The sequence below is a fragment of the Paenibacillus praedii genome (assembly GCF_049725345.1).
Lineage (GTDB): Bacteria > Bacillota > Bacilli > Paenibacillales > Paenibacillaceae > Pristimantibacillus.
Genome location: NZ_JBMWAM010000006.1, coordinates 191,592 through 215,521, shown reverse-complemented (window position 1 = coordinate 215,521; position 23,930 = coordinate 191,592). Strand labels below are relative to the sequence as shown.

At 48.0% G+C, this 23,930-nt stretch carries 20 protein-coding genes and 1 pseudogene; 17 read left to right on the top strand and 4 right to left on the bottom strand.

Translation table 11 applies throughout. The features are described 5' to 3' along the window. Positions 1-15: 15 nt before the first annotated feature. Positions 16-102, top strand: coding sequence for an IS3 family transposase (locus ACO9K6_RS08405; protein WP_424767105.1), 87 nt, complete (start codon positions 16-18; stop codon positions 100-102). Between the two features lie 101 nt (positions 103-203). On the opposite strand, the gene ACO9K6_RS08400 is transcribed toward ACO9K6_RS08405, so the two are convergent. Both ACO9K6_RS08400 and ACO9K6_RS08395 read right to left on the bottom strand, forming a co-directional pair. Beyond that, positions 204-596, bottom strand: a complete 393-nt coding sequence (locus tag ACO9K6_RS08400) for a hypothetical protein (protein WP_424767094.1) — start codon at positions 594-596, stop codon at positions 204-206. A gap of 3 nt (positions 597-599) precedes the next feature. Then, positions 600-1,151 carry an NAD(P)H-dependent oxidoreductase gene (locus ACO9K6_RS08395; protein WP_424767093.1) on the bottom strand — a complete coding sequence of 184 codons (552 nt, stop codon included), beginning with the start codon at positions 1,149-1,151 and terminating at the stop codon, positions 600-602. Between the two features lie 156 nt (positions 1,152-1,307). On the opposite strand from ACO9K6_RS08395, the gene ACO9K6_RS08390 reads away from it, so the two are divergent. After that, positions 1,308-1,946 carry an efflux RND transporter periplasmic adaptor subunit gene (locus ACO9K6_RS08390; RefSeq protein ID WP_424767092.1) on the top strand — a complete coding sequence of 213 codons (639 nt, stop codon included), beginning with the start codon at positions 1,308-1,310 and terminating at the stop codon, positions 1,944-1,946. Between the two features lie 10 nt (positions 1,947-1,956). Beyond that, positions 1,957-3,480, top strand: a complete 1,524-nt coding sequence (locus tag ACO9K6_RS08385) for a DHA2 family efflux MFS transporter permease subunit (protein WP_424767091.1) — start codon at positions 1,957-1,959, stop codon at positions 3,478-3,480. A 172-nt stretch (positions 3,481-3,652) separates the two neighbouring features. On the opposite strand, the pseudogene ACO9K6_RS08380 reads toward ACO9K6_RS08385, so the two are convergent. Beyond that, positions 3,653-4,210 (bottom strand): annotated as a pseudogene (locus ACO9K6_RS08380) (exodeoxyribonuclease III); the annotation flags it as partial. Positions 4,211-4,354: 144 nt separating this feature from the next. Here ACO9K6_RS08380 and ACO9K6_RS08375 point away from each other — a divergent pair. The 9 genes from ACO9K6_RS08375 to ACO9K6_RS08335 all read left to right on the top strand — a co-directional run bounded on the left by ACO9K6_RS08375 (position 4,355) and on the right by ACO9K6_RS08335 (position 18,131). Then, entirely contained in the window at positions 4,355-4,687 is a 333-nt protein-coding gene (locus ACO9K6_RS08375) for a hypothetical protein (RefSeq protein WP_424767090.1), read from the top strand. Between the two features lie 567 nt (positions 4,688-5,254). Beyond that, a complete protein-coding gene (locus ACO9K6_RS08370) occupies positions 5,255-6,625 on the top strand; it encodes an asparaginase (protein WP_424767089.1) in 1,371 nt (456 codons plus the stop codon). A gap of 20 nt (positions 6,626-6,645) precedes the next feature. Beyond that, positions 6,646-9,105, top strand: a complete 2,460-nt coding sequence (locus tag ACO9K6_RS08365; protein ID WP_424767088.1) for an asparaginase domain-containing protein — start codon at positions 6,646-6,648, stop codon at positions 9,103-9,105. 860 nt (positions 9,106-9,965) lie between these two features. Next, positions 9,966-11,081: a multiple monosaccharide ABC transporter substrate-binding protein gene (gene chvE, locus ACO9K6_RS08360; protein ID WP_424767087.1), complete on the top strand. Its 1,116-nt coding sequence runs from the start codon at positions 9,966-9,968 to the stop codon at positions 11,079-11,081. Positions 11,082-11,204: 123 nt separating this feature from the next. Then, positions 11,205-12,734 carry a multiple monosaccharide ABC transporter ATP-binding protein gene (mmsA, locus tag ACO9K6_RS08355; RefSeq protein WP_424767104.1) on the top strand — a complete coding sequence of 510 codons (1,530 nt, stop codon included), beginning with the start codon at positions 11,205-11,207 and terminating at the stop codon, positions 12,732-12,734. A 5-nt stretch (positions 12,735-12,739) separates the two neighbouring features. Continuing rightward, on the top strand, positions 12,740-13,903 hold the full coding sequence (mmsB, locus tag ACO9K6_RS08350; RefSeq protein ID WP_424767086.1) for a multiple monosaccharide ABC transporter permease: 1,164 nt from the start codon (positions 12,740-12,742) through the stop codon (positions 13,901-13,903). Positions 13,904-14,039: 136 nt separating this feature from the next. Then, positions 14,040-15,053, top strand: a complete 1,014-nt coding sequence (locus ACO9K6_RS08345) for a substrate-binding domain-containing protein (RefSeq protein ID WP_424767085.1) — start codon at positions 14,040-14,042, stop codon at positions 15,051-15,053. A 38-nt stretch (positions 15,054-15,091) separates the two neighbouring features. Next, positions 15,092-16,939 (top strand): cache domain-containing sensor histidine kinase, encoded by a 1,848-nt coding sequence (locus tag ACO9K6_RS08340; protein WP_424767084.1) that lies wholly within the window; start codon positions 15,092-15,094, stop codon positions 16,937-16,939. Continuing rightward, the gene (locus ACO9K6_RS08335) at positions 16,929-18,131 is read left to right on the top strand and encodes a response regulator transcription factor (RefSeq protein ID WP_424767083.1); all 1,203 of its coding nucleotides are present in this window, start codon (positions 16,929-16,931) and stop codon (positions 18,129-18,131) included. Before ACO9K6_RS08340 ends, ACO9K6_RS08335 begins: the two co-directional genes overlap by 11 nt. A 124-nt stretch (positions 18,132-18,255) precedes the next feature. Here ACO9K6_RS08335 and ACO9K6_RS08330 read toward each other — a convergent pair whose 3' ends face one another. Continuing rightward, positions 18,256-19,440 (bottom strand): acyltransferase family protein, encoded by a 1,185-nt coding sequence (locus tag ACO9K6_RS08330; protein WP_424767082.1) that lies wholly within the window; start codon positions 19,438-19,440, stop codon positions 18,256-18,258. Between the two features lie 276 nt (positions 19,441-19,716). Between ACO9K6_RS08330 and ACO9K6_RS08325 the strand changes: the two genes are divergently transcribed. The 5 genes from ACO9K6_RS08325 (at position 19,717) to ACO9K6_RS08305 (ending at position 23,872) form a co-directional block, all read left to right on the top strand. Continuing rightward, positions 19,717-20,859 carry an ABC transporter substrate-binding protein gene (locus ACO9K6_RS08325; RefSeq protein WP_424767081.1) on the top strand — a complete coding sequence of 381 codons (1,143 nt, stop codon included), beginning with the start codon at positions 19,717-19,719 and terminating at the stop codon, positions 20,857-20,859. Further along, positions 20,852-21,661 (top strand): ABC transporter permease, encoded by an 810-nt coding sequence (locus ACO9K6_RS08320; protein ID WP_424767080.1) that lies wholly within the window; start codon positions 20,852-20,854, stop codon positions 21,659-21,661. Before ACO9K6_RS08325 ends, ACO9K6_RS08320 begins: the two co-directional genes overlap by 8 nt. Before the next feature lie 24 nt (positions 21,662-21,685). Continuing rightward, a complete protein-coding gene (locus ACO9K6_RS08315) occupies positions 21,686-22,465 on the top strand; it encodes an ABC transporter ATP-binding protein (protein ID WP_424767079.1) in 780 nt (259 codons plus the stop codon). A gap of 10 nt (positions 22,466-22,475) precedes the next feature. Next, positions 22,476-23,213 carry a maleate cis-trans isomerase family protein gene (locus ACO9K6_RS08310; protein WP_424767078.1) on the top strand — a complete coding sequence of 246 codons (738 nt, stop codon included), beginning with the start codon at positions 22,476-22,478 and terminating at the stop codon, positions 23,211-23,213. Positions 23,214-23,506: 293 nt separating this feature from the next. Continuing rightward, positions 23,507-23,872, top strand: a complete 366-nt coding sequence (locus tag ACO9K6_RS08305) for a DUF3221 domain-containing protein (protein ID WP_424767077.1) — start codon at positions 23,507-23,509, stop codon at positions 23,870-23,872. The last annotated feature ends 58 nt before the right edge of the window (positions 23,873-23,930 follow it).

Genomic DNA, 23,930 nt, shown 5'->3' with positions numbered 1-23,930 from the left:
CGAGTTAGGGAGTATATCAGCTACTACAACTCAGAAAGATACCAGTGGACATTAAAAAAGATGACCCCCGATGAATTCAGAGGTCACCTGCTTGCTGGTTGAGCTTAGGGCTCTTTGTTTTAATCGTCTACAATCTGGGTCACAGTTCAGCGAGAAGGATGCCCGGCCTGTTTCTCTGTATATCTCTGGCGTTTTCAGCATGCTCAACCTTTATCCTTATCCTTGCCGGCTTGGAAATTCCGCATAGCGTTCCGGTAATCCGAATCCGGCATTTTCTCGGTGTCTTTGCTGCGCTCCGGCGCTTTCGTTAATTGTTCCTTTCCCGCTCTCAAATCACGGAGTGCATTCCGATAACTCTGGTCTTTTTTTCCGGATCGTGCGGGAATTTCGCGATGGCGCCCTTCTGTTGTTGATACGGCGTCCTTATCTGCGTGCTGCGTCATCGCTTCTTCGCGAATCGGCGATACCGTGTCTTCCGCCGGCGGTATTGTCTCTTCCTTGATTGCTTTGGAACGTTTAGATGCCGCTCGTAAGTTGAATACAATTAAAAGCACGATAACGATCACAGCCGCTATTGCGTACCCGATGAGCAGCATGCGTTATCCTCCCTGCTCGCCGGTGAATTTGGCAGTCAACATGGCTACCCGTCTGCCTAATGCCCGTCCAAGCGCAAGATCTTCCTCCGAAGGCATGTTGGGCGGATCGTCCGGGGAATCCTCCAACCGGCATGTAATTCCGACACCATAATAAGAGCCATAAAGCACATTCTCCGGCACGTTTGCCGGCAAGCCTGCAATGATCATCCCTTGATGAAGCATGGGGGTGATCAGGTTCAGCATCGTTGCTTCTATGCCGCCATGTTCGGTTGCGATCGTTGCGAAGACGGCGCCGATTTTGTCCACTAATTTGCCATGGGCCCACAAGTAACCCAGTTTGTCGATCCAAATCTTAAGTCCTGCGCTGATGCTGCCGAAATGTCCGGGGCATCCCCAGATGATGGCGTCCATCTTCTCCAAATCATGCACATCCGCCCGTTCCACGTGATGCAGTTGGACCCTTGCACCGTGCACACTCCGTGCGCCTTGGGCAATGGAATGGGCGAGAGCTTCCGTATGGCCGTCTTCGCTGTCATACACGACATAAATGTTCATTATTTACCTCCAGGGTAAGGGATTTCTTCATTATTCCTCCGTTTATCGCTTACTATCCGGAATTATCGAGGCTTGTTGCTTGGAATAATCGGATGAACTTGGGGAGAACCTACTTCGTAATCTCCTGGGGTTACCCAAGAAAGGAATCCAAAGCCCATGAAAAGTTCCCGGCTTGTCATTATTAACATAATCGTCATCCTGCTGATCGTAGCAGGAGGCGCCGCCGCTGCCTATTATTACAATCAGTCGGTCAATTACATCACTACCGACAATGCAAAGGTGGATGGCCAGTTGGTGGCCGTTGCCGCCCCAGCACCAGGGGAATTGACGAGTTGGACCGGCAAGGTCGGCCGGGCTTACTCGTCCGGACAGACGATTGGCACCGTCCGTACCGACAAAGGGGTGGTGAACATTACGATGCCGGCTGCCGGTACGATCGTTCAGCAAAGCGCCGTCGTCCATTCTGTTGCGGGCGCGGGCATGACGCTGGCCCGGGCTTTCGATCTCGACAATCTTTGGGTGACGGCGAATATTAAAGAAACGAAAATCAACGATGTGAAGCTGGACCAGACGGTAGACATCCATGTTGACGCTTTTCCTGGAACCGTACTTAGCGGGAAAGTCTCGCAGATCGGCCTGGCCACGGCAGGGACGTTCTCTCTGCTTCCTACGACCAATACGACGGGCAACTACACGAAGGTGACACAGGTAATCCCGATCAACATTACGGTCGACGGATATAGAGGGCTTGGACTTGTCCCAGGCATGAGCGTCCGAATCAGAATTTACAAATAGGGGGTGCCCCATGGAAGAACAGCGGAGTGTAACCCCTACCGTCGTCGTGCTTATTTGCGGCATGTTCATCGCCATCCTGAATCAAACAATGGTGAATGTGGCGATTCCCCATATGATGACCGATCTGAACGTGTCCACCACGACAATCCAATGGCTGTCGACCGGGTTCATGCTGGCCAACGCCATTATGATTCCGATCAGCGCTTTTCTGATGGAGACGTTCTCGACCCGGCGGCTGTTCGCGACCGCCATGTCCTTTTTTACAATAGGATCGCTGATCTGCGGAATCGGGAACAGCTTTTCGATCATTCTCGTTGGACGAATTGTACAGGCGATCGGGGCCGGCATTCTGATGCCGCTCGTCACAAATATCTTCCTGAGGATTTTTCCGCCCGATAAGATGGGGAAAGCTATGGGAATGATGGGCATCGCGATGATGTTCGCGCCGGCCGTCGGACCTACATTCGCAGGTTACACGGTGGAGCATTATTCGTGGCGCCTTCTGTTTTTTATTATGGTTCCGCTCGGAATTATCGAAGTGCTTTTGACCTTTAAGTATTTGTCCAATGTGCTCAAGCTGACATACCCTAGACTGGACTGGCTTGGAGCCATCCTGTCCAGCGTTGGCTTTGGTGCTCTGTTGTATGGGCTCAGCGAGGCGGGAAGCAGAGGATGGGGCGATTCCATAGTAGACCTATCCATTATCGTCGGATTGATCGCTCTGGTTTTCTTCGCCTATAGGCAGTTAACCGTAGACACGCCGATGCTTAACTTAAGGGTTTTTGCGAACCTCACCTTTACGATGTCTACACTTGTCGGCATGATCGTGAACATGGCCATGTTCGGCGCGATGCTGCTGCTGCCGATTTACATCCAGAATATTCGTGGCTATACGGCGCTCGAATCTGGTTTGCTGCTGCTTCCTGGCGCATTGCTTATGGGGATCATGTCTCCGATCTCCGGTATTCTGTTCGACCGGTTCGGCGTTCGCCCGTTGGCCCTTATCGGACTTACGATTACAGCGGTGACAACCTACCAGCTTACGACGTTGACCGATTCGTCAAGTTACTCGCACATCATGCTGATTTATGCGCTGAGAAGCTTCGGCGTATCCTTCATCATGATGACGATCATGACGGAAGGATTGAATGCTCTGCCTAGGATGCTCAAGGGCCATGGAACAGCCGTATCCAATACGATGAGGCAGGTCGCAGGCTCTTTCGGTACCGCTCTGCTCGTCACCATCATGTCGACCCGAACGACCGAGCATCTCGCGAATCTGTCGAACAACCTGACGTTTAACAACGCGATCGCGGCGGAGAACATCGCAAGCTTCGGTGTCGGCGTCGCGGCCATGACGGGACTTGCGTCCGATGTCGGCGGCACCTATGCCTTGACTATGCTTGGCGGGCTCGCGGCTAAGGAATCCACGATCGGCGGCATCAACGACGCGTTCCTCGTGGCAACCCTTATCACCGTTATCGGGATCGTGTTCTCATTATTCCTAAGTCGGCCCAAGAATCGTCCGGAGTAAAAGGACTGTTATCGATGCGGGGATTTCGTGAGGCGAATTGGAAACATGCATGGACAGTAATTCTTTCTGTTCAATCTTTTGGCAGTTCGAAGAACAATAAATAAAATTGCAAACCGCCCGCTCATACCTTTGCATAAGCGGGCGGTTTGTTTATTATCGACAAGTCGTATTGTTACTCATTCCTATCTGCGATAGTCAGAATAACGGGGCAATGATCGCTGCCTGTAATGTCACAATCAATTCCAGCGTCCAACAATAGGGGAGCAAGCCTGGCGGAGGCAAGGAAATAATCGATTCTCCATCCGATATTTCGCTCCCGCACCTTCGGCATATAAGACCACCATGTATAGGCATCTGCCCGGTCGGGATAGAAATGTCTGAACGTATCGATAAAACCGGCATCCAGCAGGGAAGTCATTTTTTCTCTTTCCTCCAGGGTAAAGCCGGAGTTGCCGCGGTTGGATTTTGCATATTTCAGATCGATCTCCTGATGCGCGACATTCAAATCCCCGCAAATAATAACCGGTTTTACGGCGTCCAACTGCTGAAGATAGCTTCGGAACCGATCCTCCCATTCCAGTCTGTACGGCAGTCTCGACAGATCGCGCTTGGCATTGGGCGTATAGACATTCACCAGATAAAAGGCGTCAAACTCCAGCGTGATGATTCGCCCTTCCTGCTCCTCCTGCTCCTCCAGTACGTAATGGACAGAGAGCGGCTTTAGCTTGGTGAGTGAAAAAAATAATTGAAAAATGAATCCTCTGCCGCGAAGCTGTAAAGCTTTAGGCAGAGGATTCTTTTATTAATGCAGTGAGAAGGCGGAACTGCTTGTCCTTGTTCATCAATTTGCAAGAAGGCAGTCAAACGTTTCTAAATGGGAATAAGACGAGCTGCGATTCCGAGTCACCTTCTCATGTCGTTCAGAAGATTAAGCAAGGATTCCCAGCTGCTAGAGTTCGGCTCATGTCTTGCTTCTGCTGGAGTGCTATCTCTTGTCGATTCCCGCTTTACAGCGGCTACAGGCATACCATTTGCATTCCAAGACCCACATGTATCGGTGACCATAACGAAATCTAACGTAGTGGCCTACGGACTGGGAGATAAAGCAGGTGATCAGCGTATTCGATTATCGATTCTGGAGCAAGTTTATGCCGAAGCTGAACCAGTTTCTGAAGAAAGAGGATTGCCCACCCACTCGAAGCGGTGAAGGACGAGAGAGATCAATGTCTAATTGAGCAACCATTCAAGTGAGCGAAGGTTTTGTCATGTACCAGTGCATCGCCATGGGAATACTGCAACTGATGGCTTTGCTCTTGTCAGATCGGCCACCAGGGTTCTTTGTCTGCGCCCACCCGTATCGTGTTATTTTAGGCTCCCGTTGCTGCGTTTTTACAAATCTATGTTTACCCGTTTGCTCCAAATAAGCATCTACCCCCAAGCATCTAAATAAATCCAAACGGGTTATATCTCATGCTGACGAGGATTCCTTGGCTTAATAGGAATGTAGAACTGTTCACTAGCCATAAACACACTTAAGTTTATGTCATAAAACATGACTCAATATATAAGCCTAACACAGAAAATAAGAGTGATGTACTCCAAAGTATAATGTATACAGTATACAAGAAAATTAGATTTTCATAGAAAAATAGAGATATTAATAGAAAAGTCTAAATGGTAGCGCTTATTTGACTGAAACATAATTTGTCAATTTACCTAACATAAAATAGACTTTGTAAAAGATTAGTCTATTATTTTTTATAGGAGGAGATTTATGTTTACATTTGATGTTAGGAGTATGTTGACGAGAAAGGTTGTTATTCCTGTTTTGGCGTTGTCTCTAGTAGCCGCTTCGGTTGGGGTGATTGCAAAAAAAAGTATGGTCGGAGCCGCCGAAGCTATTCCTCTTCCTACTTTTAATATTCCGGCTATTTCTGAGGCGCATCAAGCATCTGCACTTCCTAATGTTATTATAGTTGCGACAGGCGGTACGCTTGCTGGGGCTGCTAGAAACGGAGATAAAACAAACTTCCAAAGTTATTCAGCTGGTACATACAAAATGGAAGACATGGTAGCTCAGCTGCCAGTCCATAAAACGGCTGATGTATCCACTTATCAGTTCGGCAACAAAGGCTCAGGCGGTTATACAATAAAGGAGCTCTATGACCTATCGTTGGCGGTTGATGCCGCTTTGGAGCTCTACGACAGCGCAGTTGTAACGACTGGAACGGACACGATGGAGGAAATTTCCTATTTCCTTGATTTGACTGTACGCAGCGAGAAGCCTGTAGTTGTAACAGGTGCAATGAGGCCATGGGATGTAATTGGTACGGACGGCCCGGCTAACCTGTATCAAGCCATTAAAGTAGCCGGCAGCAACAAAACGAAATGGTTCGGGACCGTTGTAATGCTTAACGATGTGATTTTTGCGGCTCGTGAAGTTACGAAGTCAAACTCGCTCCGCATGGACACATTCGATGCTCCAATGTTCGGCGCTCTCGGTTATGTCGATGATCCGGCAGTACGCATCTACCGCGCTCCTGCAAGAGCGACCAAAGCAGGCAAGCCGGGATGGGCATCACCATTTGATTTGAGGACTATATCCAAGGATAGCTTGCCGATCGTAGAAATTGCTTATAACTATCAAGAAGCAGGCGGCGGAGCAATTCGCGGATTTGTGGAAGATGGCGCGAAGGGCATTGTAACAGCAGGTACTGGCGCAGGCGGCATTTCTTCCAAAATGAGTGCAGCTCGCACCGCAGCGATTCGTGATAAAGGGGTTGTGTTCGTTTCGACGACAAGAACGGGCTCGGGTACGGTTTATGACGGCGGCTCCGGCAGCACAATTGGCGGAGACAACCTGAACGCTCAGCATGCTCGCGTATTGTTGCTCTTGTCCCTTGCTTTCACTAATGATGTGCCAACGATTAGAAGCTGGTTCACAACATTCGGCACTCAAGATGTGGAAATTTCAGTTGATGCGAACACCATGCTCTCGACCTCTGTTGAAGAGCCTGCAATTGTAGAGCCGATTGTTGAGGAGCCAGTAGTAACGGACCCGACGCCGGAGGTTGCAGAAACTCCTGAAACGATTGTTCCAGTTGAATCCGAAATTCCGACTGAAGAGCCTGTAGCATCGCCATAATGAAGGGGAGGTAAGCGGCAATGAACATATTAAGCAATTATAAAGCAGTCCGCAAGCTTGTTGCTCCCCTCCTTGTTCTTGCGCTGCTCGGGACGCTGATAACCGGATATGTAGGTTCGGTACGCGCTGAAGAAGCACCGCCGGTGGTGCTTCCTAGGTTTAACATTCCTGCTCTGTCGGAGGCGCATATTGCGTCTCCACTCCCGAATGTTATTGTAGTAGCGACAGGCGGTACATTGGCAGGGGCTGCAAGGAACGGGGATAAAACAAATTTTCAAAGCTATGCTGCAGGGACGTACCCGATGGCTGACTTAGTCGCGCAATTGCCGACGCATAAAACGGCAGATGTATCGACTTTCCAATTCGGCAATAAGGGTTCAGGCAGCTATTTGATGCAAGAATTGTATGATCTCTCTCTTGCTGTAGATGCTGCTCTAGAAATCTATGATAGTGCAGTTGTTACCACAGGCACAGATACGATGGAGGAAATCGCCTATTTCCTTGATCTGACTGTCCGCAGTGAGAAACCGGTTGTCGTGACGGGCGCGATGCGTCCATGGGATGTTATCGGTACGGATGGCCCGGCCAACCTGTATCAAGCGATTAAAGTGGCAAGCAGCAATAAAACGAAATGGTTCGGCACGGTACTAATGCTGAATGATATCATTCATGCAGCGCGTGAGGTGACGAAATCCAATTCGCACCGGATGGATACGTTCGAAACGCCAATGTTCGGCGTGCTTGGATATGTGGATGATCCGGCAGTCCGGATTTATCGGTTAAACGCTCGTGCGTTGAAGGCTGGTCATGCGGATTGGGCAACGCCATTCGACCTTCGTAAGATTGCCAAAACGTCGCTTCCGGCGGTCGAGATTGCGTACAACTACCAGGAAGCTGGCGGTGGAGCTATTCGGGCAATGGTTGAGGATGGAGCGAAGGGGATCGTTACGGCGGGAACAGGCGCAGGCGGCATCTCTTCCAAGATGAGCGCAGCTCGCTCAGAAGCGATTAAGAAGGGCGTTATCTTCGTGACGACAACCCGTACAGGTTCAGGTACGATATACGGCGGAAGCAATGGCATAATTGCGGGGGATAACCTTAATCCGCAGCATGCTCGCATTATGCTTATGCTGTCGCTAGCGTTCTCCAGCGATTTCAACACAATCAAAGGCTGGTTCGAGACAGTTGGTACGCAGGATATTACGGTTGAAGAGACGGAACCGCCAACATGGGCGCCGAATAGTAAGCTGACCTCTACTACTCGTACTTCATCCGATATTACACTGCAATGGCCGCAGGCTCAGGATAATGTCCGAATTGCAAGCTACGCCATCTATAAAGTGGGTGATAGCACGCCAATTGCTAAAGTGCCGGCATCCAGCACCTCTTACGTCGTTAGCAACCTTTCGTCCGGCACGCTTTATAGCTTTGTAGTTAAAGCTATTGATGGCGCAGGGCTTGAGAGCGAGGAGCTGACAGCGCAGTTCCGCACTAACGATGTCTCTGGTAATGGATCGCCAACAGTGACCCCGCCGCCAGCAGGCGAGGTAACAATTCAGCCTGGCAGAGCTGGTGTGCTTGGGCTTAATGATGAGATCACTGTAAGTGTTCCTTCGGGAGCGACTAGCGAGCAAATGAAGCTGACCATTGAGAAGCTGCTGAGCACAGGAGATCTTGTCGGACCAACTGACACGCTGGCATCACCGATCTTCGAGGTGCTGAAGAGTATTTCCGGCAACTTCCTAGTACCAGTTTCCTTGTCCTTCAAGTTTGACACTTCGCTTGTGAAGGAAGGTCAGAAGGCCTCGGTATTCTACTATGATGAAGTGACCAAGAAGTGGGTTGAGATGGGTGGAACTGCAAGTGGCAATGTGATTACAGTGCAGTCCGATCATTTTACCAAATTTGCGGTGTTTGTCGTAGGCGATGGGGCTGTGCCTGGAGTTTCCTTATCGGATATCGGCTCCCACTGGGCTGAAGCCTTTATCAAAGAAGCGGTAGCCGCAGGATTTGTGAAAGGATATACGGACGGCACATTCCGGCCTAACGCAACAGTGACACGCGAAGAGTTCGCGGTTATGCTGATGGGCGCGCTGAGAACAGAAGGAGCTGGCGCAGACCTGGCCTTCAGTGACAAGTCGTCGATCAGAGCTTGGGCTCAGGAAGCGGTAGCCAAGGCTGTTAAGGCAGGCATTATTAGCGGCTATCCAGATGGAACCTTTAAGCCTGGAGCGACGATTACTCGTTCTGAAATGGCGGGTATGCTTGCGAAAGCGATGAAGCTTGCACCGACTACGAATGCGGTGACTGGCTTTGCGGATAACAAGGATATTCCGGCATGGGCGACAGGAGCTGTTAAGGCTGTTGCGGATAAAGGCATTCTGACAGGACGCTCCGGCAACAAGTTCGCGCCTAAGGAAACGGCGACGCGGGCAGAAGCAGTTACGGTTATGATCAAAATGCTGAAAGCTGAGAAATAAGACGACAACAGGATTATTCCGCGGACTAATAGTCTGAGGAGTGATCCTGTTTTTTTTGCGCAGAGAGTGGAGAGGCATAGGATTGTTCCGCTTGCCTATGTATAATGGCAAAATGAAGGCTCCTATGCTATAAAACTCTTCTTCGTATTTCTGTTTTGTGAATGAAGATGCTCCGAAATTAATTGGAAACGGGTATGCATTCCATTTGACAGAAGCTTATTTAAGCCTCTTTTTCTCACAATAATTTGTTAATAATAGCTTTAGGTGTGAGGTTAGGTGTGAATAACTATCTAGTGTTATAATCACGCTAAACTGGTAGTAGCAATCACTCTAATATGCATAAATATTTTCGGGTTATATAGAGGAACTAGAAGGGTGATAGGCATGAGCATAATTCGTATGGAAAATGTAACGAAGAAGTATGAAGATACATTTCATGGAGTCCGAAGCTATCGATAGCCGCAAGCACAAAAAATACTCAAAAGACTGACTCTCGCGTCAGTTGGCTGATATGAAGAAGCGGGTCGAGCCTCATCCTGTGACGTGCTTATCACCGATATTTCTCGGAAATGGAGTTTAGGGCTGCATATAGAATCCAGAGATTAAGCCAGTCGTTATACCTGAAGCCTGGCCAGAAATACCTCCTTAGGTACCGCCGAATCAATAATGTCCAATAAGCATGAACCAAATCAAGCCCCGCGATGATTTCATCACGGGGCTTGATCTGTGTATAGATTTTTAGTGGATGAAGTTTATTTATTATAAAAACTAGTAAATTAATTGCAAAGACCCGACCGGTCAATACCCGTATGATAAGCCTATCAACACATTCATTAAATATCGAGAGGGGATAGACAGAAATGAAAAAAACATTGACGTTGATTGTCTTATCTGCACTGATGATGATACTGGCGGCTTGCGGGAGCGGCGGCAACGGGAACAGCACGGAGGCGAACGGCGCCAATGGAGGGAGTAATGGCGGCGGCGATAAAGGCAGCGTGGGCATCTCTATGCCGACTAAATCGTCCGAGCGCTGGGTGGGCGACGGCGATAATATGAAGAAGGAATTCGAAGCGCTCGGTTACAGCGTGGACCTGCAGTATGCCGAGGATGTCATTGAAAATCAGGTTGCCCAGATCGAGAACATGATTACCAAAGGCGTGGAAGTACTGGTTATCGCTTCGATCGATGGCGAGTCCTTGACTGATGTGCTGCAAAAGGCGGCCGACGAAGGCATTAAAGTTATCGCTTACGACCGTTTGATCAAGAACAGTGAGCACGTGAGCTACTACGCGACGTTCGATAATTTCAAGGTGGGTGTGCTGCAGGCGTCCTACCTGGAAGAGAAGCTTGGACTGAAAGACGGCGAAGGGCCGTTCAACATCGAGCTGTTCGCAGGCTCTCCGGACGATAACAATGCTTACTTCTTCTTCGACGGCGCGATGTCCGTTCTTCAGCCATACATCGATAGCGGCAAATTAGTTGTGAAGAGCGGTCAAACGAGCATGGAGCAAGTGGCGACACTTCGCTGGGACGGCGCAACCGCGCAATCCCGGATGGATAATCTGCTGAGTGCAAATTATGCCGACGACACCCTGCACGCGGTACTATCCCCTTATGACGGTATCAGCATTGGAATCATTTCTTCCTTGAAAGGGATTGGCTACGGCACTGACAGCAAGCCGATGCCGGTCATCAGCGGTCAGGATGCTGAGCTAGCGTCCATCAAATCAATTATCGCCGGTGAGCAGACGTCTACTGTGTTCAAAGATACGCGTGAGCTGGCGAAGGTGGCGGTCGGTATGGCGGAAGCGGTTCTGGAAGGCAAGGAAGCGGAGGTTAACGATACAGAAACTTATGATAATGGAGTGAAAGTCGTTCCTTCCTTCCTACTTGAGCCGGTATCGGTTGACATGGATAACTACAAGGAAGTATTGGTTGATTCTGGATATTATACCGAGGATGACCTGAAATAAAACGTTCGGCGTGCAGCAAGCAAAATGATTTAGTGACGGCACTCAAGCTGTCACTAAATCATTTCTTACATTTAAAGAAAACACATCTTGTATCTTTATATTATTGAAGGCGTGGTGATGGCTTTGACTAATATCATATTGGAAATGCGCGGGATCACCAAAACATTCCCAGGCGTGAAGGCGCTCGAGAATGTCAATCTGAAGGTAAAAGAAGGCGAGATTCATGCCTTAATGGGAGAGAATGGAGCAGGCAAGTCAACGCTCATGAAGGTGCTCTCCGGCGTATATCCGCACGGTTCATATGAAGGCGACATTTTGTTCAAAGGGCAGACCTGCGAATTTAAAAATATACGCAACAGCGAACAGCTCGGCATTGTCATCATTCATCAGGAGCTCGCGCTTATTCCGCAGCTATCGATTGCGGAGAATATTTTTCTCGGTAACGAGCAAGCGAGGCGAGGCATCATCAATTGGAACGAGACCATCTTGCGAACTCGCGAGCTGCTGCAAACCGTAGGCTTGTCCGAGTCACCGAATACGTTAGCCGGAACGATCGGGGTCGGCAAGCAGCAGCTTGTTGAAATCGCTAAGGCAGTGTCCAAAGAGGTAAAGCTGCTTATTTTGGACGAACCAACGGCAGCGCTTAACGAAGAGGATAGCGAGAATTTGTTAAATCTGATGCTTGCATTCAAGGAACAGGGCATCACCTCGATCATTATTTCCCACAAGCTCAATGAGATTATGAAGGTAGCTGATTCCATTACCATTTTGCGTGACGGCAAAACGATCGAGACGCTAAATGTCCGAGAAGATAACATTACGGAAGACCGGATTATTAAAGGAATGGTGGGACGCGACCTGACTCACCGTTACCCCGAAAGAGTGCCGAACATCGGAAAAGTTTTGTTTGAAGTGAAGAACTGGACCGTGTATCACCCTGCGCAAGCGGACCGTAAGGTTATCGAGAATGTGAGCTTCGACATTAAACGTGGAGAAATCGTCGGCATCGCCGGATTAATGGGAGCAGGCCGCACAGAGCTGGCCATGAGCATCTTCGGACAATCCTACGGAAAAAAAATAAGCGGACAGCTGTTTAAAGATGGCCGTGAAACAAAACTGTCCGACATCAGTAAAGCGATCGACGAAGGCATTGCTTATGTGACGGAGGACCGCAAAGAGTACGGCCTGGTCTTGATGGATGACATCAAGCGGAACACGACACTCGCTAACCTGCGCGGTATATCGAAATGGTTCATTGTTGACGATAACCAGGAAGTGGTCGAGACCGAAGGCTTTCGCAGAAAGCTCAACATTAAGACGCCGAGCATTCACCAAAAAACCGGCAACCTGAGCGGGGGAAATCAACAAAAGGTCGTGCTAAGCAAATGGATTTTTACAGGGCCGGATTTGCTTATTCTGGATGAACCGACACGCGGCATCGATGTTGGCGCTAAATATGAAATTTATACGATTATCAATCAATTGGCTGCGGAAGGGAAGGGCATTCTCATGATTTCCTCTGAGCTGCCCGAGCTGCTCGGTATGTGTGACCGTATCTATGTTATGAATGAAGGCTCCTTTACCGGACAGGTTCCTAGAGCGGAGGCCAATCAGGAAGTGCTAATGAAATATATGACGATAAGCAGGGGGTAGACAACATGGGTACGGCTATAAAATTGTTTCGCAGCAACATCCGGCAGTACGGTATGTTCATTGCTTTAATCTTGATCATGCTGCTCTTTCAATTTCTTTCCGACGGCATTCTGCTGAAGCCGCTTAATATCACGAACCTTATCCTTCAGAACAGCTATATTCTTATTCTTGCAATTGGTATGCTCCTTGTCATCATAACCGGTCATATCGATTTATCGGTAGGCTCGATCGCGGCCTTTGTCGGCGCGGTATCCGCAATCATGATGGTCAATCACAGCATGTCTTTTCCGATAGCTATGGTATTGTCATTGCTCATCGGTGCCGCTATCGGAGCGTGGCAGGGCTTTTGGGTCGCCTATGTACGTATTCCATCCTTCATCGTTACACTCGCAGGAATGCTGTTGTTCCGAGGACTTACGATGCTGGTGCTAGACGGGAAATCAGTCGCTCCATTTCCGGATGAATTTCGCAGCATCAGCACTGGATTTATTCCGGACATTTCGGGGGGAGGGGGTATTCATCTCCTTACGCTGCTGATCGGTGTCTTGCTGTCCTTGGTCTACATCTTCATGGAATGGCGGGGACGTTTGATCCAGAACCGCTATAGCTTTGAAGCGCTCCCCCTTCCTTTCTTCCTTGGGAAGCTGGCGGCAGTAGTTGTCATCATTAATCTGTTCACGTACATCCTGGCCTCTTATAAAGGTCTGCCGAATATTTTGATCATGCTCTTCATTCTCGTCGCGGTCTATACGTTTGTGATGCGCAAAACGATAATGGGACGCCATATCTACGCGCTCGGCGGCAACGAGAAGGCTGCGAAGCTGTCCGGCGTCAAGACGAAGAAAATGACGTTCTGGGTATTCGTTAACATGGGCGTGCTGTCGGCTTTAGCTGGTCTTGTATTCGCCGCGCGTCTGAATGCGGCAACGCCGAAAGCGGGCGTTAACTTCGAACTTGATGCTATTGCAGCCGCATTTATCGGTGGCGCATCCGCTACTGGCGGTGTGGGCACTGTTATTGGCGCAATCATCGGAGGCCTTGTTATGGGCGTCATGAACAACGGCATGTCTCTGATCGGTCTTGGCATTGATTATCAACAGGGGATAAAGGGCCTCGTACTTCTGCTGGCTGTAGCTTTTGATCTCTATAACAAGAACAAATCGACCTGAAAAAGGGTCCTGCCTAATCATAAAAAGTTCTGTCGGATAGGCGCGGAGATGCACACAAGGTGTGCATCTCCGCGCTTAGCTGCTGTGTTATAATGAATTCGCTTTGGCTTGTCATAGACAGACAGGGGGATCTGCATTGAAAAAACTATTGCTGCTGTACGTCGTTATGATTGGAGCATTGATGGTTTATTTGTCTGTGGTTTATTTTCGGGAGGATAGCGGTGGACCGCTGGATCAGGCTGAAGGCTTGCGCGGCGGGATGGAAGAGAAATATGTGATCGTTAATTTTCTGACCGGCATCGATTATTGGAAAAATGTTCTGAAAGGGTTCGAGGATGCAGCTGAAGCGCTGGGCGTTTCCGTGGAATACCGGGGTTCTACCCAATACGACGTCCATGAAGAGGTGACCGTGCTGGAGCAGGTTATCGCCCGCAACCCGGCAGGGATCGCCGTTAGCGCTATTAATTCCGAAGCGCTGAATGCAGCAATCAACAAAGCGGTGGAAGCCGGCATTCCGGTAGTTATGTTCGACTCGGATGCGCCAGGAAGCGATGCTTATTCCTTTCTCGGCACGAATAACTACAATGCAGGCGTCACGGCTGCGCGCAAAATGGCCGAACTTACCAGCGGGAGCGGCAAGGTCGGCATCATCACCCATCCAAACCAATTGAACCATCAGGAACGTACGAAAGGCTTTAAGGACACGCTTCTCGCAGAATTTCCTAATCTCCAGCTTGTCAGTGTGGAGGATGGGAAGGGCGATCAACTGGTATCCGAGCAGCAAGCGCGCGACATGCTGGAAAGCTATCCGGATCTGGCAGGAATCTTCGTCACGGAAGCGAACGGCGGCGTAGGGGTTGGCCATGCCATACTTGGGGCCGGCAAGCTGGATCAGGTGCATATTATCAGCTTCGATACAGACAAAGGGACGCTGGATATGATTAAGAGCGGCACTATTTCCGCCACGCTCGCCCAAGGAACCTGGAATATGGGCTATTGGTCGCTGATGCATCTCTTTCACCTGCGCAACGAGCTCGTAGAGCCAATGCCTGATTGGCGGAAGGCGAACGTTCCTCCTCTGCCGAGTTATGTCGATACAGGCATCTCTGTGGTCACTAAATCCAATGTCGATAACTATTATGCGAAATAATACGTTGAAAATATGACAATCGGAAGGTGAGCACGCAGATGGCATTCAAATGGTTTGAGCTCAATAATTGGTCGATTCGTTACAAATTGATTATTCATTTTCTGCTGATCAGTATCCTTCCTACTTTATGCCTCGGGATACTGATGTCATGGGTAGTAAGCGGCATTGTTGAGAAACAAGTCAACAGCCATACCATGCAACTGATCGGCAATGTCAATAAATCATTGGATTCCCATGCAGGGAATATACAGAATATATCCTATTTCATTTCCATGAATCCCGATATTCAGATGTTTTTAAAGGAAGGCTCATCCGCGCTTGATGAAGACGATGAACGGTATCGTACATCTAAATTTCTACAGAGCTTCACGACGCTCTATTCCGAGGTCGCCGGCATTATGGTCGTGGGGGCAAGCGGCGAATACTTCAGCAACGAAATGTATGCAAGGAGCAGCAGCCGCAGCCTGACGGAAGAAGCTTGGTATCAAGAGGCCGTCAAGGCCAAGGGCATATTCAAAATGATCGGTCATCCCTCGAACCGCAATGTCACGACACATGCTAATTATAAGGACAGCGAGGTCGTCTCGGTGGTTCGGGCGATTCAAGATCCGGAGACGCAGCAAACGGAAGGGGTCGTGCTCATCGACCTAAAGCTGCGGGTAATCTCAGAAACCGTACGCGATGTGAGGCTCGGCAAATCCGGCTATCTGATGGTTATTGACGATAAAGGCGACAGTATTTACGCGCCGCGAAATTCTGTTGTCGGTGGCATCGATTCGGAGCTGATCAGCCCTCAGGCGTCGGGCACTTTTTCGAAGGCGGTGGGCGGTCAGCGGCTGCAATTTATTTATCAAAAATCCCCGTTTACGAATTGGACGACGGTTGGGGTTTTCGCTGTTCAGGATACCGTGCAGGAAATCAAAGACATTAATATGTATGTCGTGATCTTCGTCTTTGTCGTGAGCATGCTTGGAATAGCGGCATCTTACTTTTTGTCGCATTCTATTTCTCGCCCGATCTCACAGCTGGCCTCCTCCATGCGCAAGGTTGAAGAAGGCAACATGAAAATTCGGATCATCGGCGAGCGGCAGGATGAGGTGGGCATGCTGGGCCGCAGCTTTAACAAGATGCTGGCGCAAATTACCCGTTTAATTACGCAAGTCGGCGAGGAACAACGACAGAAACGAGAAGCTGAGCTGCGAAGCCTTCAAGCTCATATCCAGCCGCATTTTCTATACAACACGCTGGATACCATCCAGTGGCTCGCCCGCAAGGACGGTGCGCAGGAAGCGACGGAAATGGTGGAGTCGTTGTCGAGACTCTTCCGTATAGGGCTAAGCAAAGGGCAAGAAATGATTCCGCTAACTGATGAATTCGATCATATTGGCAGCTATTTGAAAATACAGAAAACACGCTACAAGAACAAGCTGAACTACACGATTCAGGTGGACGACAGCTGCGTTGATATGGTTGTGCTCAAGGTCATTCTTCAGCCGGTGGTGGAGAATGCGATCTACCATGGGATAAAAGAACGCAGAGGCCCCGGCATGATCGGGATTCGGGCAAGCGTCATAGGCGGTGTATTGAAATTGGTCATCGTTGATGACGGAGCGGGCATGTCGGAAGAGAGACTGACGGTTCTCCGTGCAGCGCTTGAAAACGCCTCCTCTGCTGGGGATCGAGGAGAAGGGCTTCATTCCGCTGGCGAGCTCTCCAGGAATGGATCCGCCGTAAGCTACGGTCTGAGCAATGTTCAGGAGCGTATAAGACTTAGCTTTGGTGAACATTACGGACTATCCATTGAAAGTAAACAAAATAGCGGGACGACGGTTACAATCACCCATCCCGTCATCCTTCGGAAGGGGCAGAGCAAGCATGAAGCATAAATGGAAGGCGCTGATCGCGGATGACGAGGCTATTATCCGTGAAGGCATCCGAAGCTCGATTCAATGGGAACAGTTAGGTCTTGAGATTGTCGGCGAGGCAGAGGATGGCGAAGAGGCGTTGGAGCTGGCCCTTAAATATCAAGTTCATATTCTCCTAGTCGACTTGAGTATGCCGATCATGAATGGGTTGACATTGATTGGCCACATTCGGGCGCAGCTTCCACAGTGTAAAATCGTTATTATTACGGGACATGACGAATTCACCTATGCGTATGAGGCGATCAAGCTCGAGGTGGATGATTATATTCTTAAGCCGGTTAATCCTGATGAACTTACCGAGGTGCTATTGCGTTTGGTGAAAAAGATCGAGGAGACGACGGTTAACAGTGAGCTGTTGAATATGGCCTCTAAGCAGATAGAAAGAAATTTCGCCCTGCTTCGCGAGCGGTTTTGTTTAGAATGGATGAAGGGCGATCTTAGTGATGAGGAAATCGATGAGCAGCTTTCTTTTTTGCGGATGCGAGAGGAAGCGCCCGATGTGATAGGCATCATCCGGTGGCCCGAGCAATCGAAAGGAAAAACTTTTTTCTCCGAGAAGGATCGGCAGCTTCTATTGTTTGCAATCGAGAATATCGCGGAGGAGTGCCTTCAGGACTTTACGTGTGTTCATTTCCGCGATGAAGTGGGGCTTATCGTGCTGCTGATATGGGGCAAGCCGGACAAACGAGTATTCGAACAGATTGAATCGGCCGTTGACTGTTATCTCAAGATAACCATCGTAGCAAGCTACCTGCCGAACCATATCGGAAAGGAAGCCGTGCCGTCTATCTATGCGGAAGCCAAAGCTTCGGTAAACAAGGAGACGAAATTGTCTCCCTTCGTGCGCCGAACGAAGGAGATCATCGAGGGGCGATTCGTTGACCAGGCGCTGTCGCTAGAAGGTGTTGCAAGCGAACTTAAAGTATCCACCGTCTACTTAAGCAGATTGTTCAAACAGGAGGTGGGGGCCTCTTTTGTAAGCATCTTAACCCAGACAAGAATTAAACAGGCTATCCGCCTGCTCCATGAAACGGACTTGACGATAAATGAAATCGCGGAGAAAACCGGCTATGAATCACAGCATTATTTCAGTACATCGTTCAAAAAAATAGTAGGCTTGCCTCCAAACCAATACCGGAAAAATAGTTTTTGAATAGTGATCATCAGGATTGTCCAATCGTCGGTAAATTGTTGATATTCAATAGGAATTAGTGAAATGGTCAGAGAAAGAGCCCTCTTAGGAAAATGGGCTCTTTCTCTTGTGTTTGGGACACTTGTCATATGGAGGATGATGCGCCGTCACCATAACCTCCAGCAGCTTTAATCGGCTTTTTGCCCCAGCCTGTAAGGCGCTTGCCCAGACGGATGGAGGGCAGCTCTACGAAATAGTAGCTCAACGTTCCCGCCACAAACGAGATGACAACGGCAAGCATAATGATAAATAGAGTTTCGATCACACCATTCAGAAGATGAGCGAGTGATAACAATACGATCATATGATACAAGTAGAGGCTGTAAGAAATTTTGCCCAAAAACAACAATGGTTTACGCTGCAGCTGACGCGACAAACGAACGGACGATATGGCGGCCACAATGAAGATCGAAGCGCCGATAGCCGTCATCCAATCGCCTCCATGCTGCATGAACAGGTCGTGGAAATCTTCGCCATAGCCGATCCATTTGAACGAGTAGCTGCAAAGCGCAACGGCAAGAAGCAGCGCCGCCAACCAGCCATTTAACCGGGAAAATCCGGTCTTCAGCTCTTTCTGATACTTCGCAAGCAGCGCTCCCACGATAAAAAATGAGGCATAATGCAACGAAACCACGAAATTCGTCATATAACGCGTCTCAAAAAGGGTAAGCAAAAACTCAGCGCCAAAGGACAGGACAAGTGCGAGCGGAAGCCCGAGTTTCCAGCCGCCTTTTACAATGAAAAACATAATAAAAGGGAATAATAATGAGATGCGCATCTCATGTACGAGCGTCCATAAAATTGGATCATACCTCGTCGTATTATAGTTCCCGATAAATAGCAGATGATGAATAATTGAGCTCATATCGGGGGGTATCACCCACAGGTTGTTATAATAGCTCGTTAGGCTCGTCAGCTTCGACACATAGACAGCTTCCCTCATGATTAGGGCGATGAACAAAGCGATGAGAAATGGAATGTAAATGCGGCAGATTCGCTTGATCACATATTTCGTATACGGCTGCTCGCGGTTATTAAAGAACGGCAAAGAAAGTACGAATCCGCTCAATAGAAAAAACATAATAACAGCCTCGTGTCCGCCCCAAAATGCATGCAACGGCGTATATTTCAGCAGGTTAAGCGGATATTCCAGAAAGCTTAATCCTGATGTATTCTGCACGATTGGCGTGAACACCATTAAGAAATGTCCAACCATAACGGCAAGTGCCGCCAAACCTCTCAGTGAATCTAATTCTTCATAACGCTGCACGTTGCGGCTCCCCCGGACAAACCCATTATTTATAGCCATAAAGAATATTATAAGGGGTAGCGGTTCACTTTGTCCGCAACTATTTATTGCCTTTTTCAGACGAAAACCATATCATGACGTGTTATGTATAATCACATAAAAATAACATATATTTTTGTTTGATCCTTTGGGTTGTGCGTTTTGGCTAATAATAAACGGGGATATTTAGTTAACGTGAATAATGACAAGTTATAAAATAAATAGGTAAAATAACATCATGAATAAGACGGGAAGATAGTGTTATATAAGTTAACATTTAAATCCGTTATTACGGTAGTTAATTTTAAAACAAGGGAGTGGTTTGTTATGTTAAAAGGACGGAAGGCAGGGTTGCTGCTAGGGATAGTCATGATGTTGGTTTTGGCGGCATGCGGTAATGCGGGAGCCAACCAGAGTGAGAATAGTGAAGCGGGTGCAGACGCAGCCGCGACAAATTCCAAGCCAAGTCCTATATTAAAAATGGGATATGCGAAGAGTGTAATGTCTTATCCGATGACATTATTGCCTGAGACAACAGAAAACTTAAATGTTGAACTATCCAGCTTTTCATCGGGTAATGATGTATTGACTGCACTCGTGTCCAAAAGTATTGATGTCGCGCAAATAACCTATTTGCATTATATTACAGCGATGGGCAAAGATCTCGATATTGTTCCGATTTCCGGTCAAGTTAATGGTGGAACGGACATATTGGTGGAGAAAAGCCTGGGGCTGGAGGCAGACGATTGGGATGGGCTTAAGAAAGTAATAGCAGAATACAAAGAACAGAAAAAGCCGTTTCGGGTAGCTGCTTCAAGAGGAAGTGCACAAGATATTCAGATGCGGGGTGAGTTCCTGCTGCATGGGATAGATCCTGCAAAAGATATTGAAATTGTAAATATTCCGAATTTTGTGGATCATATTGCCGCGATCGAGCGAGGCGAGGTGGAGATGGTAACTACGGTAGAACCGGTTGCCTCCCAGGCGAAATTAAATGGTACTGCGACTCACTTTACATTCCCATACAATCAAGCCGCAGGTAATTTGACGAACCTGATTGTTACCCGATCCGATGTGATAAAAGATCGTCCGGCTGACCTTGAGGCATTTGTAGGCGGTGTTGTCACATTGCTGGAGAAGCTGGATGGAGATAAGCAGATTTGGATTGATGTCGTAAATAAATATACGCCTCTTGATGAGGTAACAGGCGCCGAAGCTTTGAAAAATGCTTATCCAGACCACAAGATCCACCGCGAATCTGCGCTTGCGATCGTGAAGATGATGCTTGAGTTGGACTATATTCAGAAAGATGTATCCGAAAAGGTAGGTGCGAACATTGACTACACTTTCTTATCTAAAGCCACAGGAAAAGCCAAAGAAGAACTCGGTTTTAATGACTAACGAATTCTGGCATGCGCATAAGTTTCGTTTCATCGTACCTTGCATAGTCTTTGTTTTATGGGAATTGATTTCAAGGTCGGGATTGTTTCCTGCAGCGTTATTCCCACCGCCGACAACAGTTCTGCTCGTATGGCTCGATTGGATATTTGGCATGACGGGCAGTGCGGAGGTCAACAGCGGTGTCTGGTTCAATGATGTGTTGAGCAGCGGTATAAGAGTTATGCTGGGTTATTTCATCGCGGTCATCGTCGGTGTAACGGCAGGTGTTGCCATTGGCTGGTCTAAGATTGTTGAGAAAATGGTAGAGCCGACTATCCAAATGTTGCGTCCCATTCCTCCGGTATCCTGGATCCCGCTAGCCATTATATGGTTTGGGATCGCTGATAAACCGGCAATTTTCCTTGTGTTTTTAGGTTCATTCTTTCCGATTGTCGTAAATGCGATTCAAGGTGTAAAGACAACGGACAAAAACCTAATCCGCGCAGCCTCGATGATGGGTGCAAAACGTTGGAAGCTTATCCGCTACGTTATTTTGCCAGCCGCTTTACCCAGTATATTTACAGGCCTGCGGCTGGGTATCGGAATTGCGTGGGCGTTGACAGTTACAGCTGAAATGATTGCCGTTAAGAGCGGTTTGGGTTACGTTCTCTGGGACTCTTATTATTTCTTGAGATATGATTTGGTAATGGCGAGTATGGCGAGTATTGGTTTGATGGGCTTCCTCATGGATTTTCTGATTAAGAAATTGATGGACCGCACACTTCATTGGCAACGAAATACTTCCGTTCAAGGAATGAGCTAATGTCAGTAAAGAGGGGGAGAGACTATGGCGCTGATTGAAATGAAAAAAATTGTTAAAATTTATGAGGATAAAAAGCGAAAAACAAGTCTGCTTGCCATTGATAACGTCAATCTGGACGTGGAAGAGAATGAGTTTCTCTGCATTCTAGGGCCGAGCGGCTGTGGGAAATCGACGCTGCTTAGTATGGTTGCCGGCTTCGAGAAACAATCTTCCGGCGATGTAATCATGAATCAGAAACCTGTCGAAGGGCCGGGAGCTGATCGGGGCGTTGTATTTCAGCAGCCTACCTTAATGCCTTGGCTGCCTGTATGGGAGAATGTGTCGTTTCACTTGAAGCTAGTAGGCGAGTCGAACGCCATTCGTAAAGAAAAAGCGAGAGAATATATTGAAATGGTAGGTCTGAAGGGATTTGAAAATCATTATCCCTACGAGCTGTCCGGTGGTATGAATCAGAGAGTCGGCATTGCGCGGGCTCTAATGTTAAAACCTTCGGTAATACTCATGGATGAACCGTTCGCCTCGATCGATGCCCAGACAAAGATGGATATGCAAGAAGAGCTGGTAAAGATATGGGAGAAGAGTAAAATGACCATTATTTTCATTACCCATAGCATCGACGAGGCACTAATACTGGGGACGAAAGTGGCAGTAATGACACGCAGACCGGGAACGATTCGCGAAATCATTCCGATCGATCTGCCGCGTCCAAGAGATATCACTTCCGATACTTTTAATGAATACAAGCGAAAAATTCTCAATTTATTGCATGAAGAAGGAAAGCTTGCGAAAGCATCCGCTCAGTAAGGAGAAGCTAATGAAGCAAATAAAATTAGGCATGCTTACGCCGTCATCTAATACGGTATTAGAGCCGATAACCTGTTCGATGCTGCAAAATGTTACTGGGGTTGCAGCACATTTTTCCCGATTCAAAGTAACCGAGGTGTCATTGTCATCTTCTGCTGCGAATCAATTTTTGCTTGAGCCGATGCTGGAGGCCGCTTATTTGCTTGCCGATGCGAAAGTAGACGTCATTGCTTATAATGGCACTTCCGGAGGCTGGCTTGGGTTCGAGAATGACAGGAGGCTTTGTGAGCAAATTACAAGAGAGACTGGCATTCCCGCTACAACCTCCGTACTTGCATTAAATGAGCTGTTTTCTATTAACCAGGTGAAACGTTTTGGTATTGTATCTCCTTGTGAAGAGGTGATCGTTGAGCGAATCGTAAACAATTATGCAAAAATCGGGCTCGAATGTACGGGGTATGCATGCTCCGGGATTTCGGACAATTATGAATGTGCTTTTGTAACAGAAGAAGCAATCCGGGAAATGGCACGCAGTGTGGCGCTTCCCGGCGTAGATGCGATTACCATGTTCGGTACGAATCTAATGTCCGCTCATCTGGTAGAAGAGCTGGAACGGGAACACGGTATTCTTATAGTAGATACGATAGCTGCAGTGGTATGGAAATGCTTGCTGTTAACGGGTATATCTCCACAAGTTGTTTCAGGATGGGGAAAATTATTCGAAGCAAACGGGGTTAAAACGTCATAGCATAAAATAATTGAAAGCCAATGCTCGCTAAGGCTTCTACTTTCGGACAAGGGCAAGGAGCTGGAGGGAATCTCACCGCAGGAATACCGGATTAAGGTCAGATCGGGTGCCGGTCAGGACCAAGGGAGCAATAGACAATAAAGAGCAGAGGAGCCGCGAGAGGGCTTCTCTTTTTTTTATGAAGCTTTGAGAGAGTTTGATAATAGGGGATTAGGGGTACAAGAATTAAAGCACTAGCAATATAGCTCTGTAACTCATTCGGTAACGAAAATAAATGTACGAGGGGGTCTAAAATGAGAAACATTTTTGCTATGGTCATCATGTTGATATTGCTCTCAGGATGTTCAGCAAATAATGCAAATGGGGGCCAATCTAACGAGATTTGGGACTATAAAGAAGGTTATGTCATGGCCAAGGAAAGTCCAAAGATATTAGTCGTTCAGAACTCAGATATGACTGAATTTGAAGAGAAATCAATCGATGAAATCTTAAACGCAGTCGACCCTAATGCGATCTGGATTACTGCGGAAAACGAATCTGATTTAGATGCTATAGAGGTCGGTGACAAGGTTAGCCTCGATATTGAGGGTGAAGTAGAGCAATCAGCTCCTGCAGAAACTACAGCTAAGCAGATAACCAAGATTAGCACAGAAGAATAATATATGATTGACGGGCATAAAAGGATGACGGCTGTTTACTTGAACAGCTCGTCATCCT

Coding starts and splice junctions, on each gene's coding strand:
- ACO9K6_RS08365 (WP_424767088.1), top strand. CDS start 6,646: ATGAACATATTAAGCAATTATAAAGCAGTCCGCAAGCTTGTTGCTCCC.
- ACO9K6_RS08400 (WP_424767094.1), bottom strand. CDS start 596: ATGCTGCTCATCGGGTACGCAATAGCGGCTGTGATCGTTATCGTGCTT.
- ACO9K6_RS08375 (WP_424767090.1), top strand. CDS start 4,355: ATGGGAATAAGACGAGCTGCGATTCCGAGTCACCTTCTCATGTCGTTC.
- ACO9K6_RS08370 (WP_424767089.1), top strand. CDS start 5,255: ATGTTTACATTTGATGTTAGGAGTATGTTGACGAGAAAGGTTGTTATT.
- ACO9K6_RS08305 (WP_424767077.1), top strand. CDS start 23,507: ATGAGAAACATTTTTGCTATGGTCATCATGTTGATATTGCTCTCAGGA.
- ACO9K6_RS08315 (WP_424767079.1), top strand. CDS start 21,686: ATGGCGCTGATTGAAATGAAAAAAATTGTTAAAATTTATGAGGATAAA.
- ACO9K6_RS08310 (WP_424767078.1), top strand. CDS start 22,476: ATGAAGCAAATAAAATTAGGCATGCTTACGCCGTCATCTAATACGGTA.
- chvE (WP_424767087.1), top strand. CDS start 9,966: ATGAAAAAAACATTGACGTTGATTGTCTTATCTGCACTGATGATGATA.
- ACO9K6_RS08320 (WP_424767080.1), top strand. CDS start 20,852: ATGACTAACGAATTCTGGCATGCGCATAAGTTTCGTTTCATCGTACCT.
- mmsB (WP_424767086.1), top strand. CDS start 12,740: ATGGGTACGGCTATAAAATTGTTTCGCAGCAACATCCGGCAGTACGGT.
- ACO9K6_RS08340 (WP_424767084.1), top strand. CDS start 15,092: ATGGCATTCAAATGGTTTGAGCTCAATAATTGGTCGATTCGTTACAAA.
- ACO9K6_RS08335 (WP_424767083.1), top strand. CDS start 16,929: ATGAAGCATAAATGGAAGGCGCTGATCGCGGATGACGAGGCTATTATC.
- ACO9K6_RS08395 (WP_424767093.1), bottom strand. CDS start 1,151: ATGAACATTTATGTCGTGTATGACAGCGAAGACGGCCATACGGAAGCT.
- ACO9K6_RS08390 (WP_424767092.1), top strand. CDS start 1,308: ATGAAAAGTTCCCGGCTTGTCATTATTAACATAATCGTCATCCTGCTG.
- ACO9K6_RS08385 (WP_424767091.1), top strand. CDS start 1,957: ATGGAAGAACAGCGGAGTGTAACCCCTACCGTCGTCGTGCTTATTTGC.